Annotated in this window: 22 protein-coding genes and 1 pseudogene; 17 read left to right on the plus strand and 6 right to left on the minus strand. The window is 74.5% G+C overall.

What is annotated here, in order from left to right:
• Positions 1-275 (plus strand): integrase core domain-containing protein (locus AMK31_RS29200; protein WP_143204265.1); only part of this gene is annotated, 275 nt, incomplete at its 5' end.
• A gap of 203 nt (positions 276-478) precedes the next feature.
• Here the strand turns inward: AMK31_RS29200 and AMK31_RS29205 are convergent.
• Positions 479-1,513 carry a heme/hemin ABC transporter substrate-binding protein gene (locus AMK31_RS29205; protein ID WP_073943689.1) on the minus strand — a complete coding sequence of 345 codons (1,035 nt, stop codon included), beginning with the start codon at positions 1,511-1,513 and terminating at the stop codon, positions 479-481.
• A gap of 95 nt (positions 1,514-1,608) precedes the next feature.
• Between AMK31_RS29205 and AMK31_RS29210 the strand changes: the two genes are divergently transcribed.
• From AMK31_RS29210 to AMK31_RS29225, 4 genes are all read left to right on the plus strand, one after another.
• Positions 1,609-2,436: a hypothetical protein gene (locus tag AMK31_RS29210; protein WP_079186977.1), complete on the plus strand. Its 828-nt coding sequence runs from the start codon at positions 1,609-1,611 to the stop codon at positions 2,434-2,436.
• A gap of 57 nt (positions 2,437-2,493) precedes the next feature.
• Positions 2,494-3,441, plus strand: a complete 948-nt coding sequence (locus AMK31_RS29215) for an HtaA domain-containing protein (protein ID WP_079186978.1) — start codon at positions 2,494-2,496, stop codon at positions 3,439-3,441.
• Between the two features lie 61 nt (positions 3,442-3,502).
• Complete coding sequence (locus tag AMK31_RS29220; RefSeq protein ID WP_073943691.1) at positions 3,503-4,042, plus strand: hypothetical protein; 540 nt, start codon at positions 3,503-3,505, stop codon at positions 4,040-4,042.
• Between the two features lie 95 nt (positions 4,043-4,137).
• On the plus strand, positions 4,138-6,768 hold the full coding sequence (locus AMK31_RS29225) for an immunoglobulin domain-containing protein (protein ID WP_073943692.1): 2,631 nt from the start codon (positions 4,138-4,140) through the stop codon (positions 6,766-6,768).
• A gap of 74 nt (positions 6,769-6,842) precedes the next feature.
• Here the strand turns inward: AMK31_RS29225 and AMK31_RS29230 are convergent, their stop codons facing one another.
• Positions 6,843-8,165: a chloride channel protein gene (locus AMK31_RS29230; RefSeq protein WP_073943693.1), complete on the minus strand. Its 1,323-nt coding sequence runs from the start codon at positions 8,163-8,165 to the stop codon at positions 6,843-6,845.
• Positions 8,155-8,655 carry a DUF6069 family protein gene (locus AMK31_RS29235; protein WP_198948593.1) on the minus strand — a complete coding sequence of 167 codons (501 nt, stop codon included), beginning with the start codon at positions 8,653-8,655 and terminating at the stop codon, positions 8,155-8,157. The genes AMK31_RS29230 and AMK31_RS29235 overlap by 11 nt, the downstream gene beginning before the upstream one ends.
• Positions 8,656-8,835: 180 nt before the next feature.
• On the opposite strand from AMK31_RS29235, the gene AMK31_RS29240 reads away from it, so the two are divergent.
• The 9 genes from AMK31_RS29240 (at position 8,836) to AMK31_RS29280 (ending at position 20,320) form a co-directional block, all read left to right on the plus strand.
• Positions 8,836-8,985, plus strand: coding sequence for a hypothetical protein (locus AMK31_RS29240; RefSeq protein WP_241842752.1), 150 nt, complete (start codon positions 8,836-8,838; stop codon positions 8,983-8,985).
• 13 nt (positions 8,986-8,998) lie between these two features.
• Positions 8,999-10,756 carry a glycoside hydrolase family 35 protein gene (locus AMK31_RS29245; RefSeq protein ID WP_073943694.1) on the plus strand — a complete coding sequence of 586 codons (1,758 nt, stop codon included), beginning with the start codon at positions 8,999-9,001 and terminating at the stop codon, positions 10,754-10,756.
• Complete coding sequence (locus AMK31_RS29250; RefSeq protein WP_073943695.1) at positions 10,756-13,143, plus strand: beta-galactosidase; 2,388 nt, start codon at positions 10,756-10,758, stop codon at positions 13,141-13,143. Before AMK31_RS29245 ends, AMK31_RS29250 begins: the two co-directional genes overlap by 1 nt.
• An 88-nt stretch (positions 13,144-13,231) precedes the next feature.
• Positions 13,232-14,296 carry a LacI family DNA-binding transcriptional regulator gene (locus tag AMK31_RS29255; RefSeq protein WP_073943696.1) on the plus strand — a complete coding sequence of 355 codons (1,065 nt, stop codon included), beginning with the start codon at positions 13,232-13,234 and terminating at the stop codon, positions 14,294-14,296.
• Positions 14,297-14,576: 280 nt separating this feature from the next.
• Positions 14,577-15,545 (plus strand): ATP-grasp domain-containing protein, encoded by a 969-nt coding sequence (locus AMK31_RS29260; protein ID WP_073943697.1) that lies wholly within the window; start codon positions 14,577-14,579, stop codon positions 15,543-15,545.
• 104 nt (positions 15,546-15,649) lie between these two features.
• On the plus strand, positions 15,650-16,054 hold the full coding sequence (locus AMK31_RS29265) for a luciferase domain-containing protein (RefSeq protein WP_073943698.1): 405 nt from the start codon (positions 15,650-15,652) through the stop codon (positions 16,052-16,054).
• Positions 16,055-16,195: 141 nt separating this feature from the next.
• On the plus strand, positions 16,196-18,565 hold the full coding sequence (locus tag AMK31_RS29270; protein ID WP_073943699.1) for a glycoside hydrolase family 65 protein: 2,370 nt from the start codon (positions 16,196-16,198) through the stop codon (positions 18,563-18,565).
• A 280-nt stretch (positions 18,566-18,845) separates the two neighbouring features.
• Complete coding sequence (locus AMK31_RS29275; protein WP_073943700.1) at positions 18,846-19,736, plus strand: NAD(P)-dependent oxidoreductase; 891 nt, start codon at positions 18,846-18,848, stop codon at positions 19,734-19,736.
• Between the two features lie 128 nt (positions 19,737-19,864).
• Positions 19,865-20,320 (plus strand): RpiB/LacA/LacB family sugar-phosphate isomerase, encoded by a 456-nt coding sequence (locus AMK31_RS29280; protein ID WP_073943701.1) that lies wholly within the window; start codon positions 19,865-19,867, stop codon positions 20,318-20,320.
• A 68-nt stretch (positions 20,321-20,388) separates the two neighbouring features.
• Here AMK31_RS29280 and AMK31_RS29285 read toward each other — a convergent pair whose 3' ends face one another.
• The 3 genes from AMK31_RS29285 to AMK31_RS29295 form a co-directional block, all read right to left on the minus strand.
• Positions 20,389-20,736: a hypothetical protein gene (locus AMK31_RS29285; protein WP_073943702.1), complete on the minus strand. Its 348-nt coding sequence runs from the start codon at positions 20,734-20,736 to the stop codon at positions 20,389-20,391.
• A gap of 32 nt (positions 20,737-20,768) precedes the next feature.
• A complete protein-coding gene (locus AMK31_RS29290; RefSeq protein WP_107468761.1) occupies positions 20,769-21,137 on the minus strand; it encodes a DUF6479 family protein in 369 nt (122 codons plus the stop codon).
• A 67-nt stretch (positions 21,138-21,204) separates the two neighbouring features.
• Positions 21,205-21,609, minus strand: coding sequence for a ChaB family protein (locus AMK31_RS29295; RefSeq protein WP_073943703.1), 405 nt, complete (start codon positions 21,607-21,609; stop codon positions 21,205-21,207).
• A gap of 129 nt (positions 21,610-21,738) precedes the next feature.
• On the opposite strand from AMK31_RS29295, the gene AMK31_RS29300 reads away from it, so the two are divergent.
• The 3 genes and pseudogenes from AMK31_RS29300 (at position 21,739) to AMK31_RS29310 (ending at position 25,605) form a co-directional block, all read left to right on the plus strand.
• Positions 21,739-22,113, plus strand: a complete 375-nt coding sequence (locus tag AMK31_RS29300; protein ID WP_073943704.1) for a ferredoxin — start codon at positions 21,739-21,741, stop codon at positions 22,111-22,113.
• A 133-nt stretch (positions 22,114-22,246) separates the two neighbouring features.
• Positions 22,247-23,030 (plus strand): annotated as a pseudogene (locus tag AMK31_RS29305) (acyl-CoA dehydrogenase family protein); the annotation flags it as partial.
• Positions 23,031-23,376: 346 nt separating this feature from the next.
• Positions 23,377-25,605 (plus strand): serine/threonine-protein kinase, encoded by a 2,229-nt coding sequence (locus AMK31_RS29310; protein WP_073943706.1) that lies wholly within the window; start codon positions 23,377-23,379, stop codon positions 25,603-25,605.

Raw genomic sequence — 25,605 nt, forward strand, 5'->3', positions numbered from 1 at the left:
GCAAGAGCTTCGCCTGGCAGCAGGCCCTGGCCGACCTGGGCGCGAGCCGCAAGCTGACCCGCGCCTACCGGCCACAGACCAACGGCAAGGTCGAACGCTTCAACCGCACCCTGCTCGACGAGTGGGCCTACCAGCGGCCCTACACCAGCAACACCGAACGCACGGCAGCCCTGGCAGACTTCCTGCACACCTACAACCACCACCGCTGCCACACCGCACTCGCAGGCCAATCGCCAATCAGCCGAGTGAACAACGCTCCAGGCCAATACACCTAGGGGGTGTCTCGTCGATCAGGCCGGATCAGGGAGCGGCGTCTGGTGCCGTGCATCGCAAGGCGGAGGAGGGAGTCGATGCGGAGCATCGGCGAGTGACGACAACGCGGCGAGGCGCGGTGCCAGGCGCCGCGAGCCCGGCATGATCGACGAGACGCCCCCTAGGGGGAGGAGCGCGCGCCGGACGGGGCACCGGGGGCGGTCCGTCAGACCCGGTGGACACGGTCCACCAGGATGTCGATGACGAGGGGCGTCCGCGGGCCGAAGCCGAGGAGTACGCCGTCCTCCAGGGCGACGATCCGGCGGTCCGCCCCGGCCGGGGTCTCGCGGATGCCCGGTACGTCCATCAGGCCCTCCACGCCGCCGACGGATTCCAGGCCCTTGCTCATCATCAGGATCACCTCCGGCTGTGCTCTGACGAGGGCTTCGCTGGTGAGGGGGGTGAAGGGCTTGTCCAGGCCCGCCTCGACTCCGGCGTCCACCGCGCCCGCCGCCGCGATCAGCGAGTCGGCGCCCGATCCGTCGCCGCCCATCAGGTAGACGGCCGCGCTGCCCCGCATGTAGAGGAAGGCCACTCTGGGGCGGCTGCCCTCGGGCACCGCGGCGCGGGCGGCCTTCAGGTCCTTCGCGATCCGCGCGTTCAGGGCCTTCCCGGCGGCGGGGACGCCCAGGGCGTCGGCGATCCGGGTGGTCCGGGTGGAGACGTCGGCGAGTTCGGTGGCCGGGTCGAGGACGACGACCGGGATCCCGGCGCCGCGGATCTGGTCGATGGCCTCCGACGGTCCGGTGTCGGTGTCGGCGAGCACCACGGTGGGGCGCAGGGAGAGCACGCTCTCCGCGCTCACGTCGTGCGCCTTGGTGACCAGGGGCAGCTTCTTCGCCTCCTCGAAGGTGGCGGTGACGTCCCGGCCCACGACCCGGTCGCCGAGCCCCAGCGTGAAGACGATCTCCGCGACGCCGCCGTTGAGCGGCAGGATGCGCGAGGCGTCCCGCACGGTGACCCGGCGTCCGTCGGAGGAGTCGACGGTGACCGGCAGTTTCGGCTTCGGAGCCTCGCCCTCGAGCGGTACGAGGGTGTTCGCCGCGAGCCGTTTCTCCGCCGCGGCGGCCCGTTCGCTCGTGGAGACCGGCGCCCGGTCCGGCCCGCCGCCGTCGGCGCTGCCGCAGGCACCGGTCAGCAGTGCCACGGCCAGGGCAAGGACGACGACACCGCGACGACGCGGTCTCTCCGGTGGGCGCATGCTCGCTGTCTCCCTCAGGTTGGCGCGGATTGGCACTCAGTTGATCTGTATCTTAGGTTAGCCTTCCCTAAGTTATCCGTGGTGGGGGTGTTCCCATGCTGTTGCCAAGTGGCGTACGTGTTCGAGGAGTTGCCGTAGCCGGCGCGGCGGCGGCGTCGGCCGCGCTGGCGGTCGCGCTGGTCCTGGCGGCCCAGCCCCCGGCCGTCGCCGCGGGCGCGTCGGCGACCGGACCCGAAGGGCAGAAACTCACCGTCTCCAAGGCGTCCGGCCTCGATCCGGCGGGCGAGACGGTGACCGTGTCCGGCACCGGCTACAACACGGAGAAGGGCATCTACGTCGCCTTCTGCGTCGACAACGGACCCGGCAGAACACCCACGCCCTGTGTCGGTGGAGTGGACATGTCGGGGGAGTCCGGGGCGTCCGCGTGGGTCTCGTCCAACCCGCCGTCGTACGGCGAAGGGCTGGCCGAGCCCTACCAGGGCACCGGGCACAAGGGCTCGTTCTCCGTGCGCGTCAAGGTACGCGCCAAGGACGCCGACACCGACTGCACCAAGTCCGGCGTGACGTGCGCCGTCATCACGCGCAACGACCACACCCGCGGCGGCGACCAGAGCCAGACCGTCCGCATCCCGGTGACCTTCGGCGGCGGTGACGGCGACGGCGGCAGCGGTGCGTCGTCCGGCGTGACCGCGACCGCGACCGCGTCCGCGGCCCCCGGCGCGCCGGCCGCCACCCCGGCGGCGGGCTCCACCACCGGCGGCACCGGCTCGGCCGGTGAGACCCGGCAGTCCTCGGGCGGTCCGCTCGCCAGTACCGGATCCGAGGCCGCGCTGCCGCTCGGACTCGCCTCGGCGGGGCTGGTCGCCGCCGGTACCGGCGTCTGGCTCTGGGCGCGCCGCAGGCGGGCGGGGCAGCCGGGCTGAGACCGAAGTGCCCTGACAACTCCGCTGACATGAGAGACGTTCGACGAGAGGCGTGAAGTGAAGGCGAGAAGAAGACCCGCGGCCGCCGTGCTCGCGGGCAGCGCCCTGGTCGCGCTGCTGTCCCCCGGGGCGGCGGTCGCGCAGGACGGGCGGGAGCCGCCCCGTGAGGTGACCGGCGGCTACGCGAGCTGGACGACCGGCTCCGACGAACCGGCCGAGCGCGGGGTCGAGTTGAGTGCGGGGGAGGGGGCCGTTCAAGGCGGCGCGCACCGCACCTGGTTCCCGGCCTCCGGCGGCGGCGCCGACCCGGGAACGCGCGAGGCGGACGTCGCGTTCGACGGCACCGCCCGTCTGACCCGCGCCGCGAATCCCGCCGAGCCGCTGCTCCTCGACGCGCTCCGGCTGCGCCTGACGGACGCGGGCGGCACGCTGCACGTCCGTACCGAACTCGGCGGGGAACGACGGGACATCGAGCTGGCCGGCCTCGGGGCCGACGGCGCCGCCCCCGCCGTACGCGCGGCCGGGGTGACCTGGACCGGGCTGCGGGCCACGCTCACCGACGAGGGTGCCCGGCTGCTGTCCGCCTGGAGCGGTCAGGAGTTCGCGGCGGGGGACGCGCTGGGCGTGCTGGACGTGACGGTGGGGACCGGGGCCGAACCGTCACAGGAGCAGGGCGGTGCCGCGGGCGAGCAAGGGCCCGCCGACGCCCAACAGCCCACCGGCGCGGAGAAATCCGCCCCCGCCGCGACGGTCGCCCGTCCCGTGCTGACCGCCGGGAGTGAACAGGAGGTGACCGGCGAGGGTTTCGAGCCCGGCGCGGTCGTGCTGGTGGCCGTCGACGGCGACACCCGCTACCAGGTGGTCGCCGACGCGCGGGGCCGGGTCGCCCGGACGTTCCCCGTGTACGCCAACGCCACGGAGGGCGAGCACACGGTGGAGCTGTACACCGTGGCCGGTGGGCGGGGTGGCGCCGAGGCGCGCTTCTCGGTGCTTCAAGGCGATTGAACTCGCCGGCCACTCGTTGACAAAAACACGAAGATCATAATTAGAGAAAGGCTTCTCCCACATGAGATCCGTCCTCTCCGCCCGGAACACCGCCCGTACCGCCCTCGCCCTCGCGGCCTCCGCCGCGCTGACCGTCGGCCTGGCGGGCTCCGCCTCCGCCGCCACCTCGACCCGCACCGTGACCGACGGCGGCACCACCTACAACCTGTCGCTGACCGCACCCGGCACCGCCGCCGCGGCCGGCCAGGTCATCACGGTCTCCGGCTCCGGATACAACCCCTCCCAGGGCGTCTACGTCGGCCTCTGCGTGGTCGAGGGCACCCAGGGCGCCAACAAGCCGACCCCCTGCCTCGGGGGCCAGGACGAAAGCGGCTCCACCGGTGCCTCGCACTGGGTGAACAACACCTTCGGCGGCCTCTTCGCCAACAGCTCCAGGTTCGGCTCCGGCGGCACCTTCAGCGTGAACATCTACGTCAAGGCCACGCTGGAGGACGGCAGCGTCTGCGGCCAGGACGTGGACTGCGCGATCGTCACCCGCGCCGACCACTTCGACAGCGGCGACCGCAAGTACGACGTGCACGTCCCCGTCACCTTCCAGTAAGCGCCCGCAGCTCCGACGGGTCCACGGGCCGGCCATCCGTCCGGCCGGCCCGTTCCGGCGCGTCCCGTGACCCTCCGCCCACCGAGGAACCCGCCATGACAGACGACACGAACCGCCCGGAGCGGCCGCACGCCCCGGCCGCACGCCGGACCAGACGCCCCGCGGCGGCCCTGCTCGGCGCCGCCGCCCTGGTGGCCGCCGGAGCCACCGCCGTGACCGCCGGCGCGCCCGCCCAGGCCGCCGACACGCCGAAGACGGCGCTCGGCAAGGACGGTCAGAAACTCACCGTCTCCGCCTCCGCGAACCTCGACCCGGACGGCGAGACCCTGCGCGTCACCGGCGAGGGCTACGACGACACCAAGGGCGTCTACGTCGCCGTCTGCAAGGACAACGGCGACAACCGCGTCCCCACCCCGTGCCTCGGCGGGGCCGACCAGAGCGGCAGCAGCGGCTCCTCGGCGTGGATCGTCCCCGAGGGCGCCCCCGACGAGGGCGCGGGGGCGGTCGCCGTCCCGTGGGGCGAGGGCGGCACCTTCGACGTCCGACTGAACGTCAAGGCCAAGGACAGCGGCCTCGACTGCTTCGAGGTGGCCTGCTCGGTCGTCACCCGGGTCGACCACAACGGCAGCGGCGACCGCTCCCAGGACGTCCGCATACCGATCACCTTCGAGGGCCAGGACCCGGGCGACGGCGGCGACGGCGTGGACGTACCGCCGGGCACCCTCAGCTACGTACGGGCCGCCGAGTTCACCACCGCCGGCCGTCCTCTCGACCTGCTGCTGCACCCCGGCTCCGGGAAGCTCTACGTCGGTTCGGACAACATCCCCGACACCGCCGACGTGGCCGAGCAGGGCCTGTACGCCCTGGACCCCGAGGACGGGAAGGTGCTCAGCCACATCGCCCAGGCCCCCGCGCTGAACGGGGCGATGGGGCCGCGCGTGGTCCGCCGGATCGCCGCCGCGCTGCCCGGCGACGGTGTGGTCTTCCACTACCCGCTGCGCGGCATCGGCACGGCGAAGGACGGCGACACGGTCGCGCGGGGCGTCTGGTTCAACGGCGCCTCCTTCACCGGGATCGGCCAGGACTCCGACGCCTCCACCGTCCTGGTCGCGGCGGGCGGCGAGCTGCGCCGGACCGACTTCACGACCGGCGCCGTCGAACGGACGGCCGCCCTGGAGGGCGCCGGCGAACTCGGCGTGGACGCCGCCCACGACACCGCCTGGTCCGTCGGCACCGCCGGGGGCAAGCCGGTGCTGCGCCGGGTGGACACCCGGACCTTCGAGGTCACCGCCACCGCCGGACTCCCCGCCGACGTCCTCACCTTCGTCGAACCGGACCCGGCGACCGGCAACGTCTGGGTGGGCAACGGCGACTCGGTGCTCGTCTTCGACAAGGACGCCAAGCCGGTCGCCACCCTGACGGGGGAGGACCGGGCCATGGCGGCGGCCTTCGACAGGACCACCGGGCGGGCCTTCGTGCTGCGCGAGGACGTCTCCGACGGCACCACGGACAACACCGGTTCCCTGCAGATCCTCGACGGCACGACCTTCCGGCCCGCCGCGGAACCGGTCGCCCTGCCGGGCAGCGTCCGCGTGGGCACCTACGCGGGGGTCGCCGTCACCCCCGGCGCCACGTCCGTCTACCTCACCAAGGCCGCGGAGAGCAAGGTCGTCAAGTACGACCTCCGGATGTCCCCCAGGGTGACCCAGGCGCCCACCGACCGGTCCGCCGCCCCCGGCGACGAGGTCACCTTCGTCGCCGCGGCCGAGGGCACCCCGCAGCCGGCCGTGCGCTGGCAGGTCAGCCCCGACGGCGGCCAGACCTGGTCCCGGATCGGGGGCGCGACCGGGAACGCGTACTCCTTCACCGCCAGAACCTCCCAGGACGGCTACGCCTACCGCGCCGAGTTCACCAACGCCGTCGGCACGACCCGTACGACGCCCGTCACCCTCACGGTCACGGAGCCCGACGGCGACGGCGACGGCAGCGGTGACGGAGGCGGCGACGGCGGCGCGGACGCCGAGCCGTCCGGCAGCAAGACCGTCACCGGACCCGAGGGCCAGAAGCTCACCGTCACCCCGGTCAACCACCTCGCCACCGAGGACCAGACCCTGAAGGTCACCGGCTCCGGGTACGACGTCGACAAGGGCGTCTACGTCGCCCTGTGCGTCGACAACGGCGACGGCGAACTGCCCACGCCCTGCGTCGGCGGCGTCGACATGACCGGCACGTCCCACTCCTCCGCGTGGATCTCCTCCAACCCGCCCGACTACGGCAAGGACCTGGCGATCCCGTACGGGAGGAAGGGCAGCTTCGAGGTCGAGCTGACCGTCGACGCCAAGGACGAGTTCACCGACTGCTTCAAGGCCGAGTGCGTCCTGGCCACCCGCGCCGACCACACCCTCTCCGGCGACCGCTCCCAGGACGTAAAGGTCCCCGTCAGCTTCGTCGGCCAGGACCCGGTGGACACCGACGACGAGACCGGGGGCGGCACGGGCGGTTCCGGGACCGGCGGAAACACGTCGGGCGGCACCAGCACCTCCGGCGGCACCTCGGGCGCGACCGGCGCCACCGGTACCACGGCCACCACCGCGGGCGGCGGCAGCCTCGCCGCGACCGGCGCCACCGTCGGCACCGCAGCCGCGCCGGCCGCGCTGCTCATCGCGACCGGCTGGTTCGTCCACCGGCGCGCACGGGCCGGGTCGGCGGCCGACCGGGCCGACTGACCGAGCCGAGGGCTCCCCGCCTCCCCCGGGGAGCCCTCCCCGTGCCCCGGTGTCTCCCGGCGGCCGCGTCCGGCTCAGCGCTTCTTCGCCCCGTCACGCCGCAGCAACTGGGTCACGATGAACGCGACCACCGACGCGGTCACGATCAGCGGCATCTGCTGGTACGCGTCCTTGCCCAGCAGCAGCGCCGTCAGCACCCCGCTGGTCAGCGGCAGGCCCGTCACCGAGGCCGTGGCCGCCGCGACGCCCAGGGCGAGGGCCGAAGTGGTGCCGAGGCCCGGCAGCCCGGAGCAGGCCAGCGCGGCGGCCGCGCCGAGCAGCACCGCGGGGAAGATGGGGCCGCCGCGCAGACTGCCCAGCGCGATGCCCCAGGCCAGCCCCTTGCACACCACCAGCGCGATCAGCGCCGCCACCGGCCAGGCCTGCGGATCCGCGGCGAGCCGGACGAGCGTGGCCTCACCGGAGAGCGCCGCCTCCTCGGGGGAACGTCCGGTCAGCAGCGCGTACGCCGTCAGGCAGACGCCGACCGCGACGGCGCAGGCGACGGTACGGACCGCGGTGTGCCGCTGGGTCCACCGCTCGGTGCGCAGGCCGAGCTCGTGCGCCAGGGAGGCGAGCACGGCGATCAGCGCCGCGGCGGGCACGCCCCACAGGAAGTCGCCCGCGTCCAGCGTGGCGGCGGGTGGGACGGTCGGCAGGGTGAGTCCGCCGGCGTTCAGCCCGGTCCAGCCGCCGAACCCGGTGAAGACCAGGGAGCCCGCCGCGCTGGCGAGCAGCGTGGGCAGCAGCAGGATCACCAGCCGGGTGCCGCCCAGTCCCGCCGCCTCGACGACCATGACCGCCGCGACGAGCGGTCCCCCGAGGATCGTGGAGATCGCGGTGGTGGAGCCGGCCGTGGAGACCACGGCGACGATCTGGGGATCCCTGGCCGCCGCGCTCCGGCGCAGGGCGAGCAGGGCGAGCCCGCTGCCCACGGCGATGAGCGGCGCCTCGGGGCCGAGCACCACGCCCAGCGGCAGGGTGCCCAGCGCCGCCAGCACCACGCTCGGCACCTCCCGCGGACGGACCGGCTTGCCGCTCAGCCCGTGCACCGGGACATGGCCTCCGGCGCCCGGCATCCGCGTCACGATCGGCGCCAGGATCAGCCCGGCGAGCAGCAGGGCGGGCAGCGGCCACCACCAGGGCGCGCTGTCGTGTCCGACGGCCTTGGGCAGCGACTCCCACACCCAGTGCTCGAGTTGGTGCTGAAGGCCGACGAAGAAGAAGCAGAACGCCGCGATGGGGATGCCGAGCAGCAGACTGAGCAGCAGCAGCCGGGCGTAGCCGGGGGTGAGCAGGGTGGCCCGCAGGGTGCGCTCGGCGGCGGCGGGCGCCGCGGCGCCCGTCTCAGCGGACACGCCGGGTGGCCCCCCGAGCGACCGCCGAGAGCAGGGAGCCGATGACGGCGCCGACCGCCAGATACACCACTCCGGTGCCCACTTTGGCGTCCATCGCCGCGCCCGTACGGAACGGCAGCAGCACCATCGCCGCCGTGACCAGCGCGACGATCCAGCTGAAGAACCGGCCGGGCTGCGGGGTGCTGAGGATCAGCCCGTGCAGCAGCGCGGTCGCGGCCAGCGTGACGACCGCCGCGCCGCCCGCCAGCATCCCGGTCGAGACGTCGCCCACGGCGCCTTCGCGCTCCGGCGCGAACAGCGGGATGTCCAGCACTCCGCGCACCAGCAGCAGGGTGACCACGGCCGTGAGTCCGGCGACTCCGGCGGTCATGATGCCTCCCGCCCACAGCCGGGCGGTGTCGAGCCGGGGAGCGGCCGGCGGGGCGTCCGTGGCGGAGCCCGCGCCGTAGGGCAGCCGCTGCGGACCGGAGGGCTGGTTCGGGTGCTGCAAGGTCGGCCTCCTCCTCGGGACGGGTGCGCTATCCGTACCCCCTCACCGCCGGGCCGCTGCCCGCGCTGGCCCGTTCGGGGCACGTCCCGGCCCCTGGGAAAGCCCTTTCACAAAGGTGTGCGTGGATCTTGACGCGTGCGATGTTACCGGTAACACTCGTCGTGACCCTCGTTCCCGCCCATGGGCCCCGCCCTCGGCAAGGCCATCGAAGAGGCCGGCACCCGCGCGGTCCCCCTGCTGCTCGCGGGCGTCTCGGCCGTGTGCCTGGCCGTCACGCTCCGGCTGATCCACGCCACCCGGCCCCGCCCCACCCACGACCGCCCCGCCTGAAAGGACCCGCCCCATGCCCGCCCTGACGACCACGGCCGACGGCTTCCTGCTGCACGGCGCGCCGCTGCGGATCATCTCCGGCGCGATGCACTACTTCCGCGTCCACCCCGACCTGTGGGCGGACCGCCTGCGCAAGGCCCGCCTCATGGGCCTGAACACGGTGGAGACGTACGTCCCCTGGAACCTCCACCAGCCCGACCCGCACGGCCCCGTCGTCCTCGACGGCATCCTCGACCTGCCCCGCTACCTGGAACTCGCCCGGGCCGAAGGCCTGCACGTGCTGCTCCGGCCCGGCCCGTTCATCTGCGCCGAGTGGGACGGCGGCGGCCTGCCCTCCTGGCTCACCGCCGACCCGGACATCCGGCTGCGCAGCAGCGACCCGCGGTTCACCGACGCCGTCGACCGCTACCTCGACGAGCTGCTGCCCCCGCTGCTGCCGCACATGGCCGCCGCCGGTGGGCCCGTGATCGCCGTGCAGGTGGAGAACGAGTACGGCGCCTACGGCGACGACACCGCCTACCTCAAGCACCTGCACCAGGGCTTCCGCTCGCGCGGTGTCGAGGAACTGCTGTTCACCTGCGACCAGGCCGACCCGGAGCACCTGGCGGCCGGCAGCCTGCCCGGCACCCTCGCCACCGGCACCTTCGGCAGCCGCATCGAGGAGAACCTGTCCCGGCTGCGCGCCCACCAGAGCGAAGGGCCGCTGATGTGCACCGAGTTCTGGGTCGGCTGGTTCGACCACTGGGGCGAGCCGCACCACACCCGGGACGCGGCCGACGCCGCCGCCGACCTCGACCGGCTGCTCGCCGCCGGCGCGTCGGTGAACATCTACATGTTCCACGGCGGCACCAACTTCGCCTTCACCAACGGCGCCAACCACGACCACGCCTACGCCCCCGTCGTCACCTCCTACGACTACGACGCCCCCCTCACCGAGCACGGCGACCCCGGCCCGAAGTACCACGCCTTCCGCGAGGTCATCGCCCGACACGCCCCGGTCCCCGACGAGCCCGCCCCCGCCCCGAGCCGCAAGCTCGCCCCCACGGAGGTGGCACTGGACCGCCGGGCCGCGCTCCTGCCGTACGCCACCGCCCGCACCGAGCCCGTGGCCGCCCCCGGCGCCCCGCGCACGCTGCACGAGCTGGGCCTGCGCGCCGGGTACGTCCTCTACCGCACCACCGTCCCCACCGCCGGAGACGGCGTGCTGCACTTCGCGGGCGGCGTCGGCGACCGCGCCCAGGTCTTCCTGGACGGCGCCCCCGCCGGCGTACTGGAACGCGAACGCCACGAGGAGAGCCTGCCCGTCCGCGTGCCCCGCCCCGGCGCCACGCTGGAGGTGCTGGTGGAGAACATGGGCGGTGTCAACTACGGTCCCCGCATCGGCGCCCCCAAGGGCCTGCTCGGCCCGGTCGCCCTCGACGGCACCGACCTCGACGGCTGGGACTGCCACCCGCTGCCCCTGAACGACCTCCACGACCTGCCCCTCGGCACCGCCCCGGTCGCCGGCCCCGCCTTCCACCACGGCACCTTCGAGCTCGCCGGCCCCGCCGACGCCTTCCTCGCCCTGCCCGGCTGGACCAAGGGCCAGGCCTGGATCAACGGCTTCCACCTCGGCCGCTACTGGAACCGCGGCCCCCAGCGCACCCTGTACGTCCCCGCCCCCGTCCTGCGCCCCGGCCGCAACGAACTGCTCCTCCTCGAACTGCACGCCACCACCACCGGCCGCGCCCGGCTCACCGACACCCCCGACCTCGGACCGGAGAAGCCCTGATGACCCACCCGCACCGGCTCCGCGTCCCCGCCCCCGCCGCACCGCCCCGCGCCGGCCATCTGCCCTTCACCGACGCGCCCGGCGTCCCCGACCCGATCGAGGTGACCAGCCGCTGGCTCACCCGCGGCGGGCGCCCCTGGTTCCCCGTCTCCGGCGAGTTCCACTACTCCCGCCACCCGGCGGGGGAGTGGGAGGAGGAACTGCTGAAGATGAAGGCCGGCGGAGTGACGGTGGTCGCCTCCTACGTCATCTGGATCCACCACGAGGAGACCGAGGGCCGCGTCCGCTTCGACGGCGACCTCGACCTGCGCCGCTTCGCCGAGCTGTGCGCCCGCCACGGCCTCGGCTTCATCCCCCGCATCGGCCCCTGGGTGCACGCCGAGGTCCGGAACGGCGGCCTGCCCGACTGGCTGCTCGCCCGCGACTGCGCGCCCCGCACCGACGACCCGGCCTACCTGGAACCCGTACGCGCCTGGTACGCGGCGATCGCCGGACAGCTGCGCGGCCTGGACCGGGCGCACGGCGGCCCGATCGTCGCGATCCAGATCGAGAACGAGCTGTACGACCAGCCCGGCCACCTGCTCACCCTCAAGCGGACGGCGCAGGCCGCCGGACTCGGCGCCCCGCTGTGGACGTCGACGGCCTGGGGCGGCGTCCGGCTCCCGCCCGACGAACTGCTGCCCCTGTACGGCGGCTACCCCGAGGCGTTCTGGACCGAGTGGGACGGCGGCTGGCCCGACACCTGCCGCAAGCACTACTTCTTCACCCACCAGCGCGACGACGAGGGCATCGGCGCCGACCTGCGCCCCACCACCGTCCGGGGCGGCGACCCCGCCCCCACCGACCGCTTCCCCTGGGCCACCTGCGAACTCGGCGGCGGCATGGCTGTCGCCTACCACCGGCGACCACGGCTCGACGCGGCCGACATCGGCGCCCTCGGCCTGACCAAGATCGGCTGCGGCTCGGTGTGGCAGGGCTACTACATGTTCCACGGCGGCACCAACCCCACCGGCGACCTGACCACCCTCCAGGAGTCGCACGCCACCGGCTACCCCAACGACCTCCCGCCGCTGACGTACGACTTCCAGGCACCGCTCGGCGAGTACGGCCAGATCCGGCCCTCGTACCACGAACTGCGCCTCCAGCACCTGCTGCTGGCCGGCTTCGGCGACCGCATCGCCCCCATGCGGTCCGTGCTGCCCGACCGGCAGCCGGCCGGCCGGCACGACCGCGACACCCTGCGCTGGGCCGTGCGCGCCGACGGCGACTGCGGCTTCCTGTTCGTCAACAACCACCAGCCGCACGAGCCGCTGCCCGCCCACCCGGACACCACGTTCACCGTGGAGTTCCCCGACGCGCCCGCCCTCACCCTGCCCAGCACTCCCGTCACCGTCCCCTCCGGCGCCTACTTCTGCTGGCCGCTGCGCCTGGAGGCCGGCGGACTGCGGCTCGACTGGGCCACCGCCCAGCCGGTGTGCACGGTCGACGACGCGGGCCGAACGGTCCTCGTGCTCGCCGCCACCGACGGCATCACCCCCGAACTCGCCTTCGACGCGACGACGGTGACGTCCGTGCGCACGCCCACCGGCGAGACCGTCACCACCGGCGACCGCGTCCTGGTCACCGGGCTGCGCCCCGGTACCGACGCGCTGGTCGAGGCGGTCACGGCGGACGGCGGCCGGGTCGGGCTGCTGGTCCTGGACGCGGTGACCGCCCGCACCGCCTACCGGGGCGCCGCCTGGGGCGCCGAGCGGCTGGTTCTCTGCGCCGACGGCGTGGTCTTCGACGGCGACGGCATCAGGGTGCACGGCACCGCCGCCCAGCCGTCGTTCGCCGTACTCCCGGCACCCGAACGGGCGCCGACGGGCACGAAGGCCACGCAGGACGGGGTCTTCACCCGCTACACACGCCTCGGTGAAGCCGCCGAATCAGAGCCGGAGACGGAGACCGCCGTACCGGTCACCCCGCTCCGCGCCGCGGGCCCCGCGCCCCGGCCCGTCACCGGCGTCCAGGGGCGGGCGAGCGTCCCCGCGGACGAGTACTTCGACACGGTCGCCGCCGAGTACCGCGTCGACGTACCGGACGACCTCCTCGCCCGCGAGGGGCGGACGATCCTGCGCCTCGACTGGACCGGGGACGTGGCCCGCGCCTACGTCGGGGACGTCCTCGTCGCCGACCAGTTCTTCCACGGACGCCCCTGGGAGATCGCCCTCGACCGGCTCCCGCGGGAGGCGCTGCGCGCCCACGGCCTGCGGCTGAAGGTGCTGCCGCTGGCCGCCGACGCCCCGGTGCACCTGCCGGGGCGAGCCCCCGGCGAGGCCGTCGCGGCCGCGATCCGGGGCGCCGGCGCCCGCACCAGCCGCACCTGGACCGTCGGCACCGCATGACGCCGCCCCCGCCCGCCCGGCCTATCCTGTGGATCCGCCGGGCGGGACCGCACCGCCCCGACCCACACCGAAGGACCACCCCCCCGCCATGACCCGCAAGCCCGCCGACGGTCCGGCCCAGCGCGCACGCAGCCGGCGCAGCTTCGCGGGCACCCGCCCCGTCATGGACGACGTGGCCCGGCTGGCCGGAGTGTCCAAGCAGACCGTGTCCCGGGTCCTCAACGACCATCCGGCGGTCCGCGCCGAGACCCGCGCCGCCGTCGTCGAGGCCATGCGCACCCTCGGCTACCGCCCCAGCCGCAGCGCCCGCTCGCTGGCCAGCGGACGCACCCGGATGCTCGGCGTGATCTCCTTCGACGCCGCCCGCTACGGGCCCGCCTCCATCCTCACCGCGATCAACACCGCCGCCCAGAGCGCCGGTTACCTGGTCAGCTCCATCGCCCTCGGCACCGCCGACCGGGACACCGTCCTGCGGGCCCTTGACACGCTGTCCGCCGAGGGCGCCGACGGCGTCATCGCCATCGCCCCGCAACGAGGCGTCGCGGGCGCCCTCGCCGAGACCCGCCTCGACACCCCCATGGTGGTGCTGGAGAACGACCTCGGCGGCCGCGCCCCGCTGGTCACCGCCGACTCCCGGGCGGGCGCCCGCGCCGCCACCGGCCATCTGCTGCGGCTCGGCCACGCCACCGTCCACCACATCGCCGGCCCCACCGGATGGACGTCCGCCGAGGTACGGCTGGACAGCTGGCGCGCCACCCTGACCGAGGCGGGCGCCGAGGTGCCCGACCCGCTCCTCGGCGACTGGAGCGCCGACTCCGGCTACCGGCTCGGCCGCCGCCTCGCCGAACGGCCCGACGTCACGGCCGTGTTCGCGTCCAACGACCAGATGGCCCTCGGCCTGCTGCGCGCCCTGCACGAGGCCGGCCGCCGGGTCCCCGACCACGTCAGCGTGATCGGCTACGACGACATCCCCGAGGCCGCCCATCTGCTGCCCCCGCTGACCACCGTGCGCACCGACTTCGGCGAGATCGGCCGCCGCGCGCTCCGGCTGCTCCTGGACCGTATCGACGAGGTCGCGGAACCCCGGACCGAGCCCGTCGTACCGGTGGAACTCGTCGTCCGCCGCAGCACGGGACCGGCGCCCCGGCCCTGACCCGCCGCGAGGCGTGGGACGGCGCACGCTCGGGGGCGGAGGGCGCAGAGACCGGAGCAGGGGACCGCTGACGCATGCGCCCTGTCCCGGCCGTCCGCCCGGCGCCTACAGTGTGGCGCCACGGCCTCGCTCCGCCCGTCCGGCACGGGCGGAGCAGCCGGCAGCATCAGCGACGGGCCGACGACCGCCCGTACGCCTGACACCACCCCGTGAGTTCGCTCGGTGCCGCGCGACCGAGTGCGCGCGGCACCGTGCGCGTCGAGAACCACTGGAGGCCGCCGTGTCCCGACCCCGCATAGCCCTGATCGCCGATCCCAGCTCGCCCGAGGGCTGCGCCGACTACCTCGCCCGCGCCGTCGAACTGCTCACCGGCGCACCGCCGGTGCGGATCGACTCCCGGCACTTCGCGGACGGCGGCTCCGGCCGCGCCACCCGCGCCGGGGACCGGTTACGGCTGTGGGTGCCCGAGGAACGGCTGGACGTGGTGCCCGACGTGGTCGTGCTGTACGAGATCCCGCCGCACCGCCGCGGCTCCCTCGCCGCCTTCCAGCGGCTGCTCCAGCAGTACGACGTCGTCACCCTCGGCACCGGCACGGCCGCCTGGCGCACCGCGACCGAGAAGGACCGCACCGTGGAGCGCTTCCGCCGCGACGGCATCGCCCACATGGAGACCGCCGTGCTGTCCCGGCCCGCCCCGCACGAGGCCGCCGCCGCCTTCGACAAGCTCGGCCGGGACACCTGGGCCCGGCCCGTCGTCGGCACCGGCGGCGACGACACCTTCCACGTCACCACCGAGGAGCAGCTGGAGCGGGCCACCGCCTACTACGCCGAACGCGGCACCGACTGGCTGCTGTCCCGGGACGCGGGCAACGTCCTGCCCGACGGCCGCCGCCACCAGTTCCGCGTCTTCGTCCTGCACGGCCGGGTCGTCCACGCGCGCGAGCACATCCAGGACGAGCCCGACACCCCCTGCAACACCTGCCGGGGCGCCACCCCGGTCCCCATCGCCCCCGCCGACCTGCCCGCGTCCCTCACCCGGCTCGCCGTCGACGCCACCGCCTCCGTCGGCCTGCCGTTCGCCGGCGTCGACCTGGCGATCGAGCACGGCGGGGTGGTCTTCGAGGTCAACGTGCAGCCGGCCTTCGTCGACGGCGAACTCCCGCTCGTCGCCGTGCCGTACATCCAGGCCCACCTCGACGCCCTGGCCGCCCGCCGCGACCCGGCACCCGAACGGCGGCTGCCTGCCTAGGGGACCAGACACCCCCCAGGGCAGACCGGGAGCCGAACCTCACGCCTGGGTTACGAAACGCGCAACCCCTGGTATCAGCGCGGTGAGGAGGTGACGATGGGCCCATGACTCTGGCCCAGCGCGCCCTGGAGCAACTCGAGGCCTGGCCCGACCTCACGTCGGCACCGGCCAGTTGCGGCACAGGGCGGGCACTTCGCACCGTCCACAGCGAGATCGCCCACTTCCACTCCGACCACGACGTGGACCTCCACCTCACCAGCCGGTCCCTGCGGCGCTTCGCCGCCGACCTCGGGGAGTCGACGGCGATCCGCCTGGTGCCCGGCTCCCGCTGGGTGACCGTCCACCTCGACTGCGACGCGGACGTCGACCTGCTGCAGAGCCTGGTCAGCGTCGCCCTGAAGGCCCATCAGGGCGGCCCAGCCCCCGAGGACCTGCCACCCGGCGGCTGCAACTTCCGCCGGGTCACCGTCCTCCCACGCGACCCGGCGGGCACCGCCGCACCCTGCTGAGTCCCGGCGAATCCGCCGCTTCGCCCCCCGCCCGGCGTGGACCGCACGGCCGGACCCGCCCGCGGGGAGAGACTGCTGCCGCACGGCGCCGACCCGTCGTACCCCGCGGGTCGGCGCGCCGCACGCGGGAGGAGCACCGAAGTGACGGGCTGGACCTGGACGTACGAGGGCTACGAGCCCGCCGACGAGCGACTGCGGGAGTCGCTGTGCACACTCGGCAACGGCTACTTCGCCACCCGCGGCGCCCTCCCGGAGTGCGTCGCGGACGACGTGCACTACCCGGGCACCTATGTGGCGGGCTGCTACAACCGGCTCACCTCCCATGTGGCGGGCCGCAGCGTCGACAACGAGGACCTGGTCAACCTGCCCAACTGGCTGCCGCTGCGGTTCCGGCTGCGCGGCCGGCCCTGGCTCACCCCCGAGACCGCCAACGTCCTCGAACACCGACAGGTCCTCCGCATGGACGTCGGCACCCTCGAACGCGTCACCCGCTACGGCCTCGGCAACGGCCGCTCCCTGACGGTGCGCCAGCAGCGCCTGGTGCACATGGCCGACCCGCATCTGGCCGCGCTGCGCACCGAGTTCACCGCCGAGGGCTTCGGCGGCGAACTCCACGTCGAGGCCGCCCTCGACGCCGGCGTCACCAACGCCGGCGTCCCCCGCTACCGCGACCTGGACGGCAGGCACCTCACCCACGCGCACACCGGCACCGCCGCCGGCGACACGGCCTGGCTGCGCTGCCGCACCCGCACCTCCGACATCCGGGTCGGCATGGCCTCCCGCCTCACCGGCGAGGGGAGCATCACCGTCCGGCACGCCCGCCCCCGCACCACCCAGCGGATCCGGCTGCGGCTGGCACCCGGCGCCCCCGTCACCGTCGACAAGACCATCGCCCTGCACACCTCCCGCGACCCGGCGATCAGTGACCCGCTGCACGCCGCGATCGCCCGGGTCGGCCGGGCCCCCGACTTCGACGACCTGCTCGCCGCCCACCGCACCGCCTGGTCCCACCTGTGGCGGCGGGCCGACCTGGACGTGCCGGGGGAGGCGGGCCGCATCCTGCGCCTGCACCTCTTCCACGTCCTGCAGACCCTCTCGCCGCACACCGCCGACCTCGACGTCGGCGTCCCGGCGCGCGGGCTGCACGGCGAGGCCTACCGCGGGCACGTCTTCTGGGACGAGCTGTTCGTGCTGCCGTATCTCAACCTGCGTTTCCCGGAGGTCTCCCGGGCCCTGCTGCACTACCGGCACCGGCGCCTGGAGCAGGCCTGCACCGCCGCGCGCGAGGTGGGCCGGCGCGGCGCGATGTACCCGTGGCAGAGCGGCAGCGACGGCCGCGAGGAGACCCAGCAACTGCATCTCAACCCGCGCTCCGGGCGCTGGCTGCCGGACCACTCGCACCTCCAGTACCACGTCGGATCGGCCATCGCCTACAACGTGTGGGAGTACTGCGAGGCCAGCGGCGACACCGAGTTCCGGCACACCAAGGGCGCCGAGATGCTGCTCCAGATCGCCCGGTTCTGGGCCGACTCGGCCACCTGGGACGAGCACCTCGGACGCCACCGGATCAAGGGCGTGATGGGACCCGACGAATACCACGACGCCTACCCGGACGCGATCGAACCCGGCCTCGACGACAACGCGTACACCAACGTCATGGCCGCCTGGGTGCTCACCCGCACCCTGGAACTGCTGGCCTCCCTGCCCGAGCCGCGCCGCCGCGAACTCACCGAACGCGCCCGCCTCGACAGGCACGAGACGGAGCGCTGGGAGGAGGTGTCCCGCACCCTGCACGTGCCCTTCCACGAAGGGGTGATCAGCCAGTTCGAGGGCTACGGCGAGCTGGCCGAACTCGACTGGGCCGGCTACCGGGCGCAGTACGGCGACATCCGCCGCCTGGACCGGATCCTGGAGGCGGAGGACGACACCGTCAACCGCTACCAGGCCTCCAAGCAGGCCGACGTCCTGATGCTCGGCTACCTCTTCTCACCGCCCGAACTCCAGGGCCTCTTCGACCGGCTGGGACTGCGGCTGGACGACGAGACCTGGCACCGCACCGTCGACTACTACCTGCACCGCACCAGCCACGGCTCCACCCTCAGCGGCCTGGTCCACGGCTGGGTGCTGGCCCGCGCCCGGCGCGCCGAGGCCTGGCAGTTCTGCCAGGAGGCGCTGCGCGGCGACATCGCCGACGTGCAGGGCGGCACCACCGGCGAGGGCATCCACCTCGGCGCCATGGCCGGCACCCTGGACCTCGTCCAGCGCGGCCTCACCGGCCTCACCACCCGCCAGGGCGCCCTCTGGCTGGACCCCGTCCCGCTCCCCGAACTGTCCACCTACGGCTTCTCCCTGCGCTACCAGGGCAACTGGGGCGTGCGGCTGCGGCTGCGCCACTCCCAGCTGGAGATCACCCTCCCCGCCTCCGACACCACCCCGATCGACGTCCGCCTCCCGGACCGCTCGGTACGGCTCCAGCCGGGGGAGACGGGAAGGCTGGTGCTGCCGGACTGAGCGAGACCCGCCGCCTCACCAGGACCGGGCGGCCCGCCGCAGACGGTCCCGGACGCGCAGCACGTCGGGGTCGGGGCGCTCCGCGCACAGGGACCGGGGGAGCACGCTGTACTCGGCTGGACGGGCTGATCCGCGCCGCCTCCGGCGAGCTCACCGCCTGACCGCCGCCCCCGCCGTGCGGGCCGTGCCCGCCGGGTGGCATCGTCGGAACGACGATCTTTCGGACCACCCGTCACACAGCCTCGCCCGTCAAGACCGCATGGATCAGGAAGTCGACGTCATGACCACCAAGCTCACCGTGAGCGTCCTCGGCACCGGCATCATGGGCGCCGCGATGGCCCGCAACCTCGCCCGCGCCGGACACACCGTCCACGCCTGGAACCGCACCCGCGCCAAGGCCGAACCCCTCGCTGCCGACGGCGTGCACATCGCCGGCACCCCCGCCGACGCGGTGCGGGACGCCGACGTGGTCCTCACCATGCTCCACGACGGTGCCGCCGTCCTGGAGACGATGGACCAGGCCGCGCCCGCCCTGCGCCCCGGCACCGTCTGGGCGCAGTCGACCACCGCGGGCCTGGAGGCCATGGCCGGCCTGGCCGGATTCGCCGACGAGCACGGTCTCGTGCTCTACGACGCCCCCGTGCTCGGCACCCGCGCGCCCGCCGAGGCCGGACAGCTCCTGGTGCTCGCCGCCGGACCCGTCGAGCACCGCGAGCGGGTCGTCCCCGTCTTCGACGCGGTCGGCGCCCGCACGGTGTGGACCGGCGACGACAGCGCCGCCGCCACCGCGACCCGGCTGAAGCTGGTCGCCAACAGCTGGGTCCTCGCGGCCACGGCCGCGACCGGCGAGGTCCTAGCCCTGGCGCAGGCACTCGGCGTGGACCCGCAGGGCTTCTTCGACGCCATAGCGGGCGGCCCGCTCGACATGGGCTATCTGCACGCCAAGGCGGGCCTGATCCTGGAGGACCGGCTCTCGCCCGCGCAGTTCGCGGTCGGCACCGCGGCCAAGGACGCCCGGCTCATCGTCGAGGCCGGCGAGCGGCACGGCGTCCGCCTGGACGTGGCCGCCGCGAGCGCCGCCCGGCTGGAACGCGCCGCCGCGCAGGGCCACGCCCACGAGGACATGGCCGCCGCGTACTTCGCCAGCTTCGACGAGCAGCCCGACGCCTGACCCGAGAGGAAGACCCGCATGTCCAAGCCCCCGCTGCCGCCCGCGGCCCAGGGGCTCCTGCGCCGCCCCAACCCCTACCCGGACCGCGTCCGCGCCCGGGCTCCGGGCGCGGGGGTAGTCTCCAGGACATGCGGATTGCCGTCTCCTCCGACATGGACGAACCCGTGGCCCGACTGCTGGTGGCCGAACTCCGCGGCCGCGGCCACGAGGTGCTGACCCACGGCGCGCTGCGCCCCGGGGACGACCCCCAGTGGGCGGTCTGCTCCGCCGCGGCGGCCCGGGACGTGGCCGACGGGGCGGCGGACCAGGCCGTGGTCTGCTGCTGGACCGGCACGGGCGCGTCGATCGCCGCGAACAAGGTGCCCGGCGTCCGGGCCGCCCTGTGCACGGACGCCTACACGGCCGACGGCGCCCGCCGCTGGAACGACGCCAACGTGCTGGCCCTCAGCCTGCGACTGACCTCGGAACCGCTGCTGAAGGAGATCCTCGACGCGTGGTTCACGGGCACGCCCAGCGAGGACCCCGAGGACCGCGGCAACGTGTCCCGCGTCGCCGGCCTGGACGACGACCGCAGCAGCCGGTAGACGACGACATGCCGGTGCGCAGGACCACGTCCTGGTCCTGCGCACCGGCATGTCGGTCGGAGATCGGTCTACATCCGGTCGCCCTTCGGCTTGCCCCGCTGGTCGGGGGTGCCGTGCGGCGGCGGGCTGAGCGGCTCGCCCGCGGTTGCCGGGGACACCGGTGAACCGGCGTGGCCCTGGCCCTGCTCGGGGCGGAGCGCCGTCGGATCGCCGCCCGTCGGCTCGGCGCCCGCGTGCAGCTGTTCCAGGCGCGCGGTCAGCAGCTCGGTCACCGGTAGCCGGTCGGCGTGCGTCCGCTCGTAGGCGATCAGCTCCTCCACCTCCTCGGCGCTCAGCGAGCGCACCCGGCTCTCGAGCCCGCCGATGGGCAGGTGGTCGTAGTCGGGCAGGGGCAGTGCGCTGCGGCCGTCGGCCATGGATCTCACTTCCTCCGTAGGTGTGCGGGTGGTCAGCCGGGGCCGCCTCCGCCCCAGGAACCGCTGGAACCCTTGGACCAGCGCGGCCGCGACTGGTCGGAACCGGTCCGTGTGCGCGCGTTGCCGAAGCTGCCCATCTCGTGCGGCAGGAGCGGGCGGCCGCCCTTCGGCATCTTGGGCACTTCGAGGGGTTCCCGGGTCTCCCTGACCTCATGCACCGCGCCGCCCGGCGGCAGGTGCGGCTGCTCCTCGGGCCGCGGACGCGGCGATTCGCGGAGCCTGATACGCGTGCCTAGCCAGAAGCCGCCCAGCAGGAGCGCCAGTACGGCGATGCCCACGACGAACATCGCGATGCTGAGCAGTCCGCTCGGCTGGGCCAACTGCATCATTGCGGTACTCATACGGTGCGAATACCCCCCAAAACGGACATGAACCCGATCGCTCCGGGTCTCACCGTCGGCTGCGGTTTCATTCCGAGCGGGCCTCGCGCGTCCTGGAACGGTTGGCCTTGCGGATCGCCTCCAGCAGCTCGGCCTTCGACATCCGGGACCGTCCGTCCACGTCGAGCCGCCTGGCCAGGTCGTACAGATGCTCCTTCGAGGCGTTCTCGTCGACGCCCTCGCCGCTGCGTCCGCCGACCTGCCGCGGCCGTGCCGACCGCGGGTCCGAGGGACCCCTGCGGCCGCCCTCCTTGCGCTCCCAGTGGTCGCCGACCTTCTCGTACGAGTGCTTCAGCGCGCCGTAGGCGACGCGGTGCGCCCGCTCGCCCTCGCCGTACTGCTCGACCGCCGAGTCGTGCGCCTTGATCCAGGTGCGCTGGGCGTCCCGCGGCGAACGCTCCAGCGTCGACGGCAGTTCCTCTCGTCCCGGCATGTGTCCCACCTCCTTCGGCGCGGGTGTGTCCGGCGCCGCACGAGTGCCCGGGGCGGAGGGCGGAAAACCGGCCGCGGCCCGGCCCCCCCGGGGGGTTTCGCGGACCGCCCGGCGGCTACCCGGAGCGATGTGACTACGACGCCATCGCAAGCAGAACTCATCCGGTTCCTGGAGGACCGGTTCGTCTGCGCGCAGGCGTGCACGGACTGTGCGCGGGCCTGTGCGCTGCGCGCGAGCCTGGTGGATCCGGACGGTACGCCGGAGCAGGAGCTCGTCCGCCGCAAGGGGATCATGTGCGCCGAGGTGTGCGACGCCACCTGCCGGATGCTGGCCGAGCAGAGCCAGCTGGACGAGGCCGGCCTGCGGGTCCAGCTGGAGTGGTGCCGGACGGTCTGCCTGGAGTCCGCGCACGTCTTCGACAAGCGGGCCGGCGCGGAGGAGGCCGCCGAGGCCTGCCGTGGCTGCGCCCGCGCCTGCACGGACTTCCTCGGCAGCCTCGGCTGAGCCGGACCGCGAACCGGCGCCGGGCCGGACCGCGAACCCCGGCCCGGCGCTGCCGCACCCGGCATTCCCTATTTCTGTAACACGTTCTACCGTGTGCGCCGTCAGGACCGCCCTTGGGGAGCCTGGAGGCGCCGTGCACCTCGACTGCACGCCGAGCAGCAGCGGCTGCGCAGCGAACTGCGCGCCTACTTCGCCGGTCTGGTGCCGGACGGCGCGTCCGCCCGGCACGCCGACCCGGCCGAGCAGAAGCGGTTCTACCGACGCACCATCCGACGCCTCGGCGCGGACGGCTGGCTCGGGGTGAGGCGGGCGTCCCGCTGCCGCTCATGGCGCTCAACACGGTCGGCCCGACGCTCATGCGGTACGGCACCGAGGAGCAGAAGACGCGCTTCCTGCCCCGGATCCTCGCCGGCGAGACCGACTTCGCCATCGGCTACAGCGAGCCCGACGCGGGCACCGACCTCGCCGCCCTCAAGACGCGCGCGGTGCGCGACGGCGACGACTACGTGGTCGACGGCCACAAGATCTGGACCACCAACGGAGACACCGCCGACTGGGTCTGGCCGGCCGTCCGCACCGACCCCGCCGCCCCGCCGCACCGGGGCATCACCATGCTGCTGGTGCCGACCTCCGACCCCGGCTACTCGTGCACCGTCATCCGCACCCTCGCCGCCCACGGCACCATGGCGATCCGCGCCCTCCACGACGTCCAGCGCTGGGCCGCCGGCACCAAGCTCGCCGACGGCCGCCGCGTCGTCGACCTGCCCTGGGTACGCCACCGCTTGGCGCGGACGCACGCCCGGCTGGAGGCGCTGAAGCTGCTCAACCGGCAGATGGTCGCCGCCCTCCAGCACGGCACCCTCACCCCGCAGGACGCCTCCGCCGTCAAGGTGTACGGCTCCGAGGCACGCCGGGACCGGGCTCGCCCGCGGACGCACCCCCGACTCGTACGGGCGCGCGCCGCGCGGTGACGGCGCGTGGCGCAGTCGGCGTACGCCCGCCTGCCCCCGTGCGCCCATACGCCGTACGGCAGACCGGTCCCCGCATCCGCCGCCGGCACCCGGCGGCCGTGCCTGACGGGCACCGTCCCGCGCGCCGTTCCCGCACGTCCACGGCGGCGACCGCCGCCCAAACGCATCCTTCGGGCGATGGCGGGGCGCGGTGGGGGCGCACGCCCGGCACCGTACAAAGTCGGCCCATAGCCCGCCATACTGGACCCGGCCAGGGGAGGGCGCGGACCACCGACGGGGGCGACGGCGAGCGATGGGGGAGACGAGACTGATCCAGGGCCGCTACCGGCTGCTGGATCTGATCGGGCGCGGCGGCATGGGCGAGGTGTGGCGGGCGCGCGACGAGTCGCTGGGGCGGCAGGTCGCCGTGAAGTGCCTCAAGCCGCTCCGCGAGCAGCACGACCAGTCGTTCACCCGGGTGCTGCGCGAGCGGTTCCGGCGGGAGGCGAGAGCCGCCGCGGCCCTCCAGCACCGCGGGATCACCGTCGTGCACGACTTCGGGGAGTCCGACGGGGTGCTCTTCCTCGTCATGGAGCTGCTTCAGGGCCGCGACCTCAGCCGGCTCCTGGAGGACAACAAGCACCACCCGCTCCCCGTCGACGACGTCGTCGAGATCGCCGACCAGGTGTCCGCGGCCCTCGCCTACACCCACCAGCAGGGCATCGTGCACCGCGACCTGAAGCCCGCGAACATCGTGCGGCTCACCGACGGCACGGTGAAGATCTGCGACTTCGGCATCGCCCGCCTCGGCCACGACATCGGCTTCACGTCCCGGCTGACCGGCACCGGCATCGCGATGGGCACCCCGCACTACATGTCACCGGAACAGATCGGCGGGGACGGCGTCGACCAGCGCAGCGACCTCTACTCGCTGGGCTGCGTGCTGTACGAGATCGCCACCGGCGTACCGCCGTTCGACCTCGACGACGCCTGGGCGATCCTCGTCGGCCACCGGGACACACCCCCGCCGCCCCCGCGCGGCCACCGGCCCGAACTGCCCGCCTACCTGGAGCGGATCATCCTCGACCTGCTCGCCAAGCAGCCCGAGGAACGGCCCGGCGACGCCCGCGAGGTGGGGCGGCGGATCAGCGCGGCCCGGGCGACCCCGTCGTACGTGACGACCGTCCTGGCGCCCCGGCCGGCACCGTACGCCGGGACCACCGCGGCGGCCGCCGAGCCGCGGCTGCCGGACTGGACCCGCGGCATGACCACCGGCCACAAGGCGGCCGGCACCGGGCCGCGCGGCACACCCCCGGACGCCGGGGCCGGGCTCTCCGGCCGCTGGACCGCGCGGCCCGTCACCGGCCAGGTCCCGGAACCCGCGCCGCGGGAGCGGTCGGTGCCGCCGCCCGCGGTGCTCGCCACCCTCGCCTCACGCCACAACGCGGGCCTCAGCCTGGGCCGGCTCGGCCGCTGGGCGGAGGCGGGCGAGGTGCACCGGGCGGTCGCCGCCGAACGCGAGCACCTGCTCGGATCCGAACACCCGGACACCCTCGACAGCCGCCACCAGGTGGCCTTCGCCCTCAGCCGCACCGGCCGCGCCGCCGACGCGCTGCGCGAGTACACCCACGTGGCCCGGGTGCGGACCCGGCTGCTCGGCACCGACCACCCGGACACCCTCGCCGCCCGGCAGGAGATGGCGTACGTGCTCGGCCAGTTGGGGCGTCCGCTGGACGCCGACCGGGTGTACCGGGCGGTGCTCGCGGTCCGCGAGCGCACCATGGGCCCCGACCACCCCGACACCCTGCGCTGCCGCCACAACCTCGCCTTCAACCTCGGCCGGCTGGGCCGGCTGGAGGACTCCTACCGGATGGCCTGCGAGGTCGCCGGGGACCGCGCCCGGGTGCTCGGACCGGAGCACCCCGACACCCTGGTCACCCGGTACGAAGTCGCCTACGCCCTGGGCCAGCTGGGCCGCTGGCCGGAGGCGCTGACCGTCTACCGCGAGGTCACCGAGGCCCGCACCCGGGCACTCGGCCCCGACCACCCCGACACCCTCGCCGCCCGCTACGAGGTCGGCATCAGCCTCGGCCGGCTCGGCCGCAGCGCGGACGCCCTGCGGCTCTACCGCGCCCTCGTCGAGGACCGCGTCCGTGTGCACGGCCCCGCCCACCCCGAGACCCTGCGCGCCCGCCACGGCCTCGGCGTCAACCTCGGCCGCCTCGGCCGCTGGGAGGAGGCCCTGACGGAGGCCCGCGACGTGTGCGCGATCCGCGAGCGCGTCCTCGGCCCCGAGCACCCGGACACCCTGGTCAGCCGCCGCGAGGTCGCGGTCGGCCTCGGCTGGCTCGGCCGCTGGCAGGACGCCCTCGCCGAGTACCGCACCGTCGCCGCCGTCCGCGAGCGCGTCCTCGGCCCCGACCACCCCGACACCCTCACCAGCCGCAACGACGAGGCCCACTGCCTGGAACAGCTCGGCCGCGGCCCGGAGGCGGTGGAGCTGTACCGCCGAGCGGCCGAACTGCGCGGGCAGGGCGTCTGA

It is taken from the genome of Streptomyces sp. TSRI0107 (assembly GCF_001905845.1).
In the GTDB taxonomy this organism is placed as follows: Bacteria; Actinomycetota; Actinomycetes; order Streptomycetales; family Streptomycetaceae; genus Streptomyces.

Coding starts and splice junctions, on each gene's coding strand:
- AMK31_RS29205 (WP_073943689.1), bottom strand. CDS start 1,513: ATGCGCCCACCGGAGAGACCGCGTCGTCGCGGTGTCGTCGTCCTTGCC.
- AMK31_RS29210 (WP_079186977.1), top strand. CDS start 1,609: ATGCTGTTGCCAAGTGGCGTACGTGTTCGAGGAGTTGCCGTAGCCGGC.
- AMK31_RS29220 (WP_073943691.1), top strand. CDS start 3,503: ATGAGATCCGTCCTCTCCGCCCGGAACACCGCCCGTACCGCCCTCGCC.
- AMK31_RS29225 (WP_073943692.1), top strand. CDS start 4,138: ATGACAGACGACACGAACCGCCCGGAGCGGCCGCACGCCCCGGCCGCA.
- AMK31_RS29240 (WP_241842752.1), top strand. CDS start 8,836: ATGGGCCCCGCCCTCGGCAAGGCCATCGAAGAGGCCGGCACCCGCGCG.
- AMK31_RS29245 (WP_073943694.1), top strand. CDS start 8,999: ATGCCCGCCCTGACGACCACGGCCGACGGCTTCCTGCTGCACGGCGCG.
- AMK31_RS29250 (WP_073943695.1), top strand. CDS start 10,756: ATGACCCACCCGCACCGGCTCCGCGTCCCCGCCCCCGCCGCACCGCCC.
- AMK31_RS29255 (WP_073943696.1), top strand. CDS start 13,232: ATGACCCGCAAGCCCGCCGACGGTCCGGCCCAGCGCGCACGCAGCCGG.
- AMK31_RS29265 (WP_073943698.1), top strand. CDS start 15,650: ATGACTCTGGCCCAGCGCGCCCTGGAGCAACTCGAGGCCTGGCCCGAC.
- AMK31_RS29275 (WP_073943700.1), top strand. CDS start 18,846: ATGACCACCAAGCTCACCGTGAGCGTCCTCGGCACCGGCATCATGGGC.
- AMK31_RS29280 (WP_073943701.1), top strand. CDS start 19,865: ATGCGGATTGCCGTCTCCTCCGACATGGACGAACCCGTGGCCCGACTG.
- AMK31_RS29285 (WP_073943702.1), bottom strand. CDS start 20,736: ATGGCCGACGGCCGCAGCGCACTGCCCCTGCCCGACTACGACCACCTG.
- AMK31_RS29290 (WP_107468761.1), bottom strand. CDS start 21,137: ATGAGTACCGCAATGATGCAGTTGGCCCAGCCGAGCGGACTGCTCAGC.
- AMK31_RS29295 (WP_073943703.1), bottom strand. CDS start 21,609: ATGCCGGGACGAGAGGAACTGCCGTCGACGCTGGAGCGTTCGCCGCGG.
- AMK31_RS29310 (WP_073943706.1), top strand. CDS start 23,377: ATGGGGGAGACGAGACTGATCCAGGGCCGCTACCGGCTGCTGGATCTG.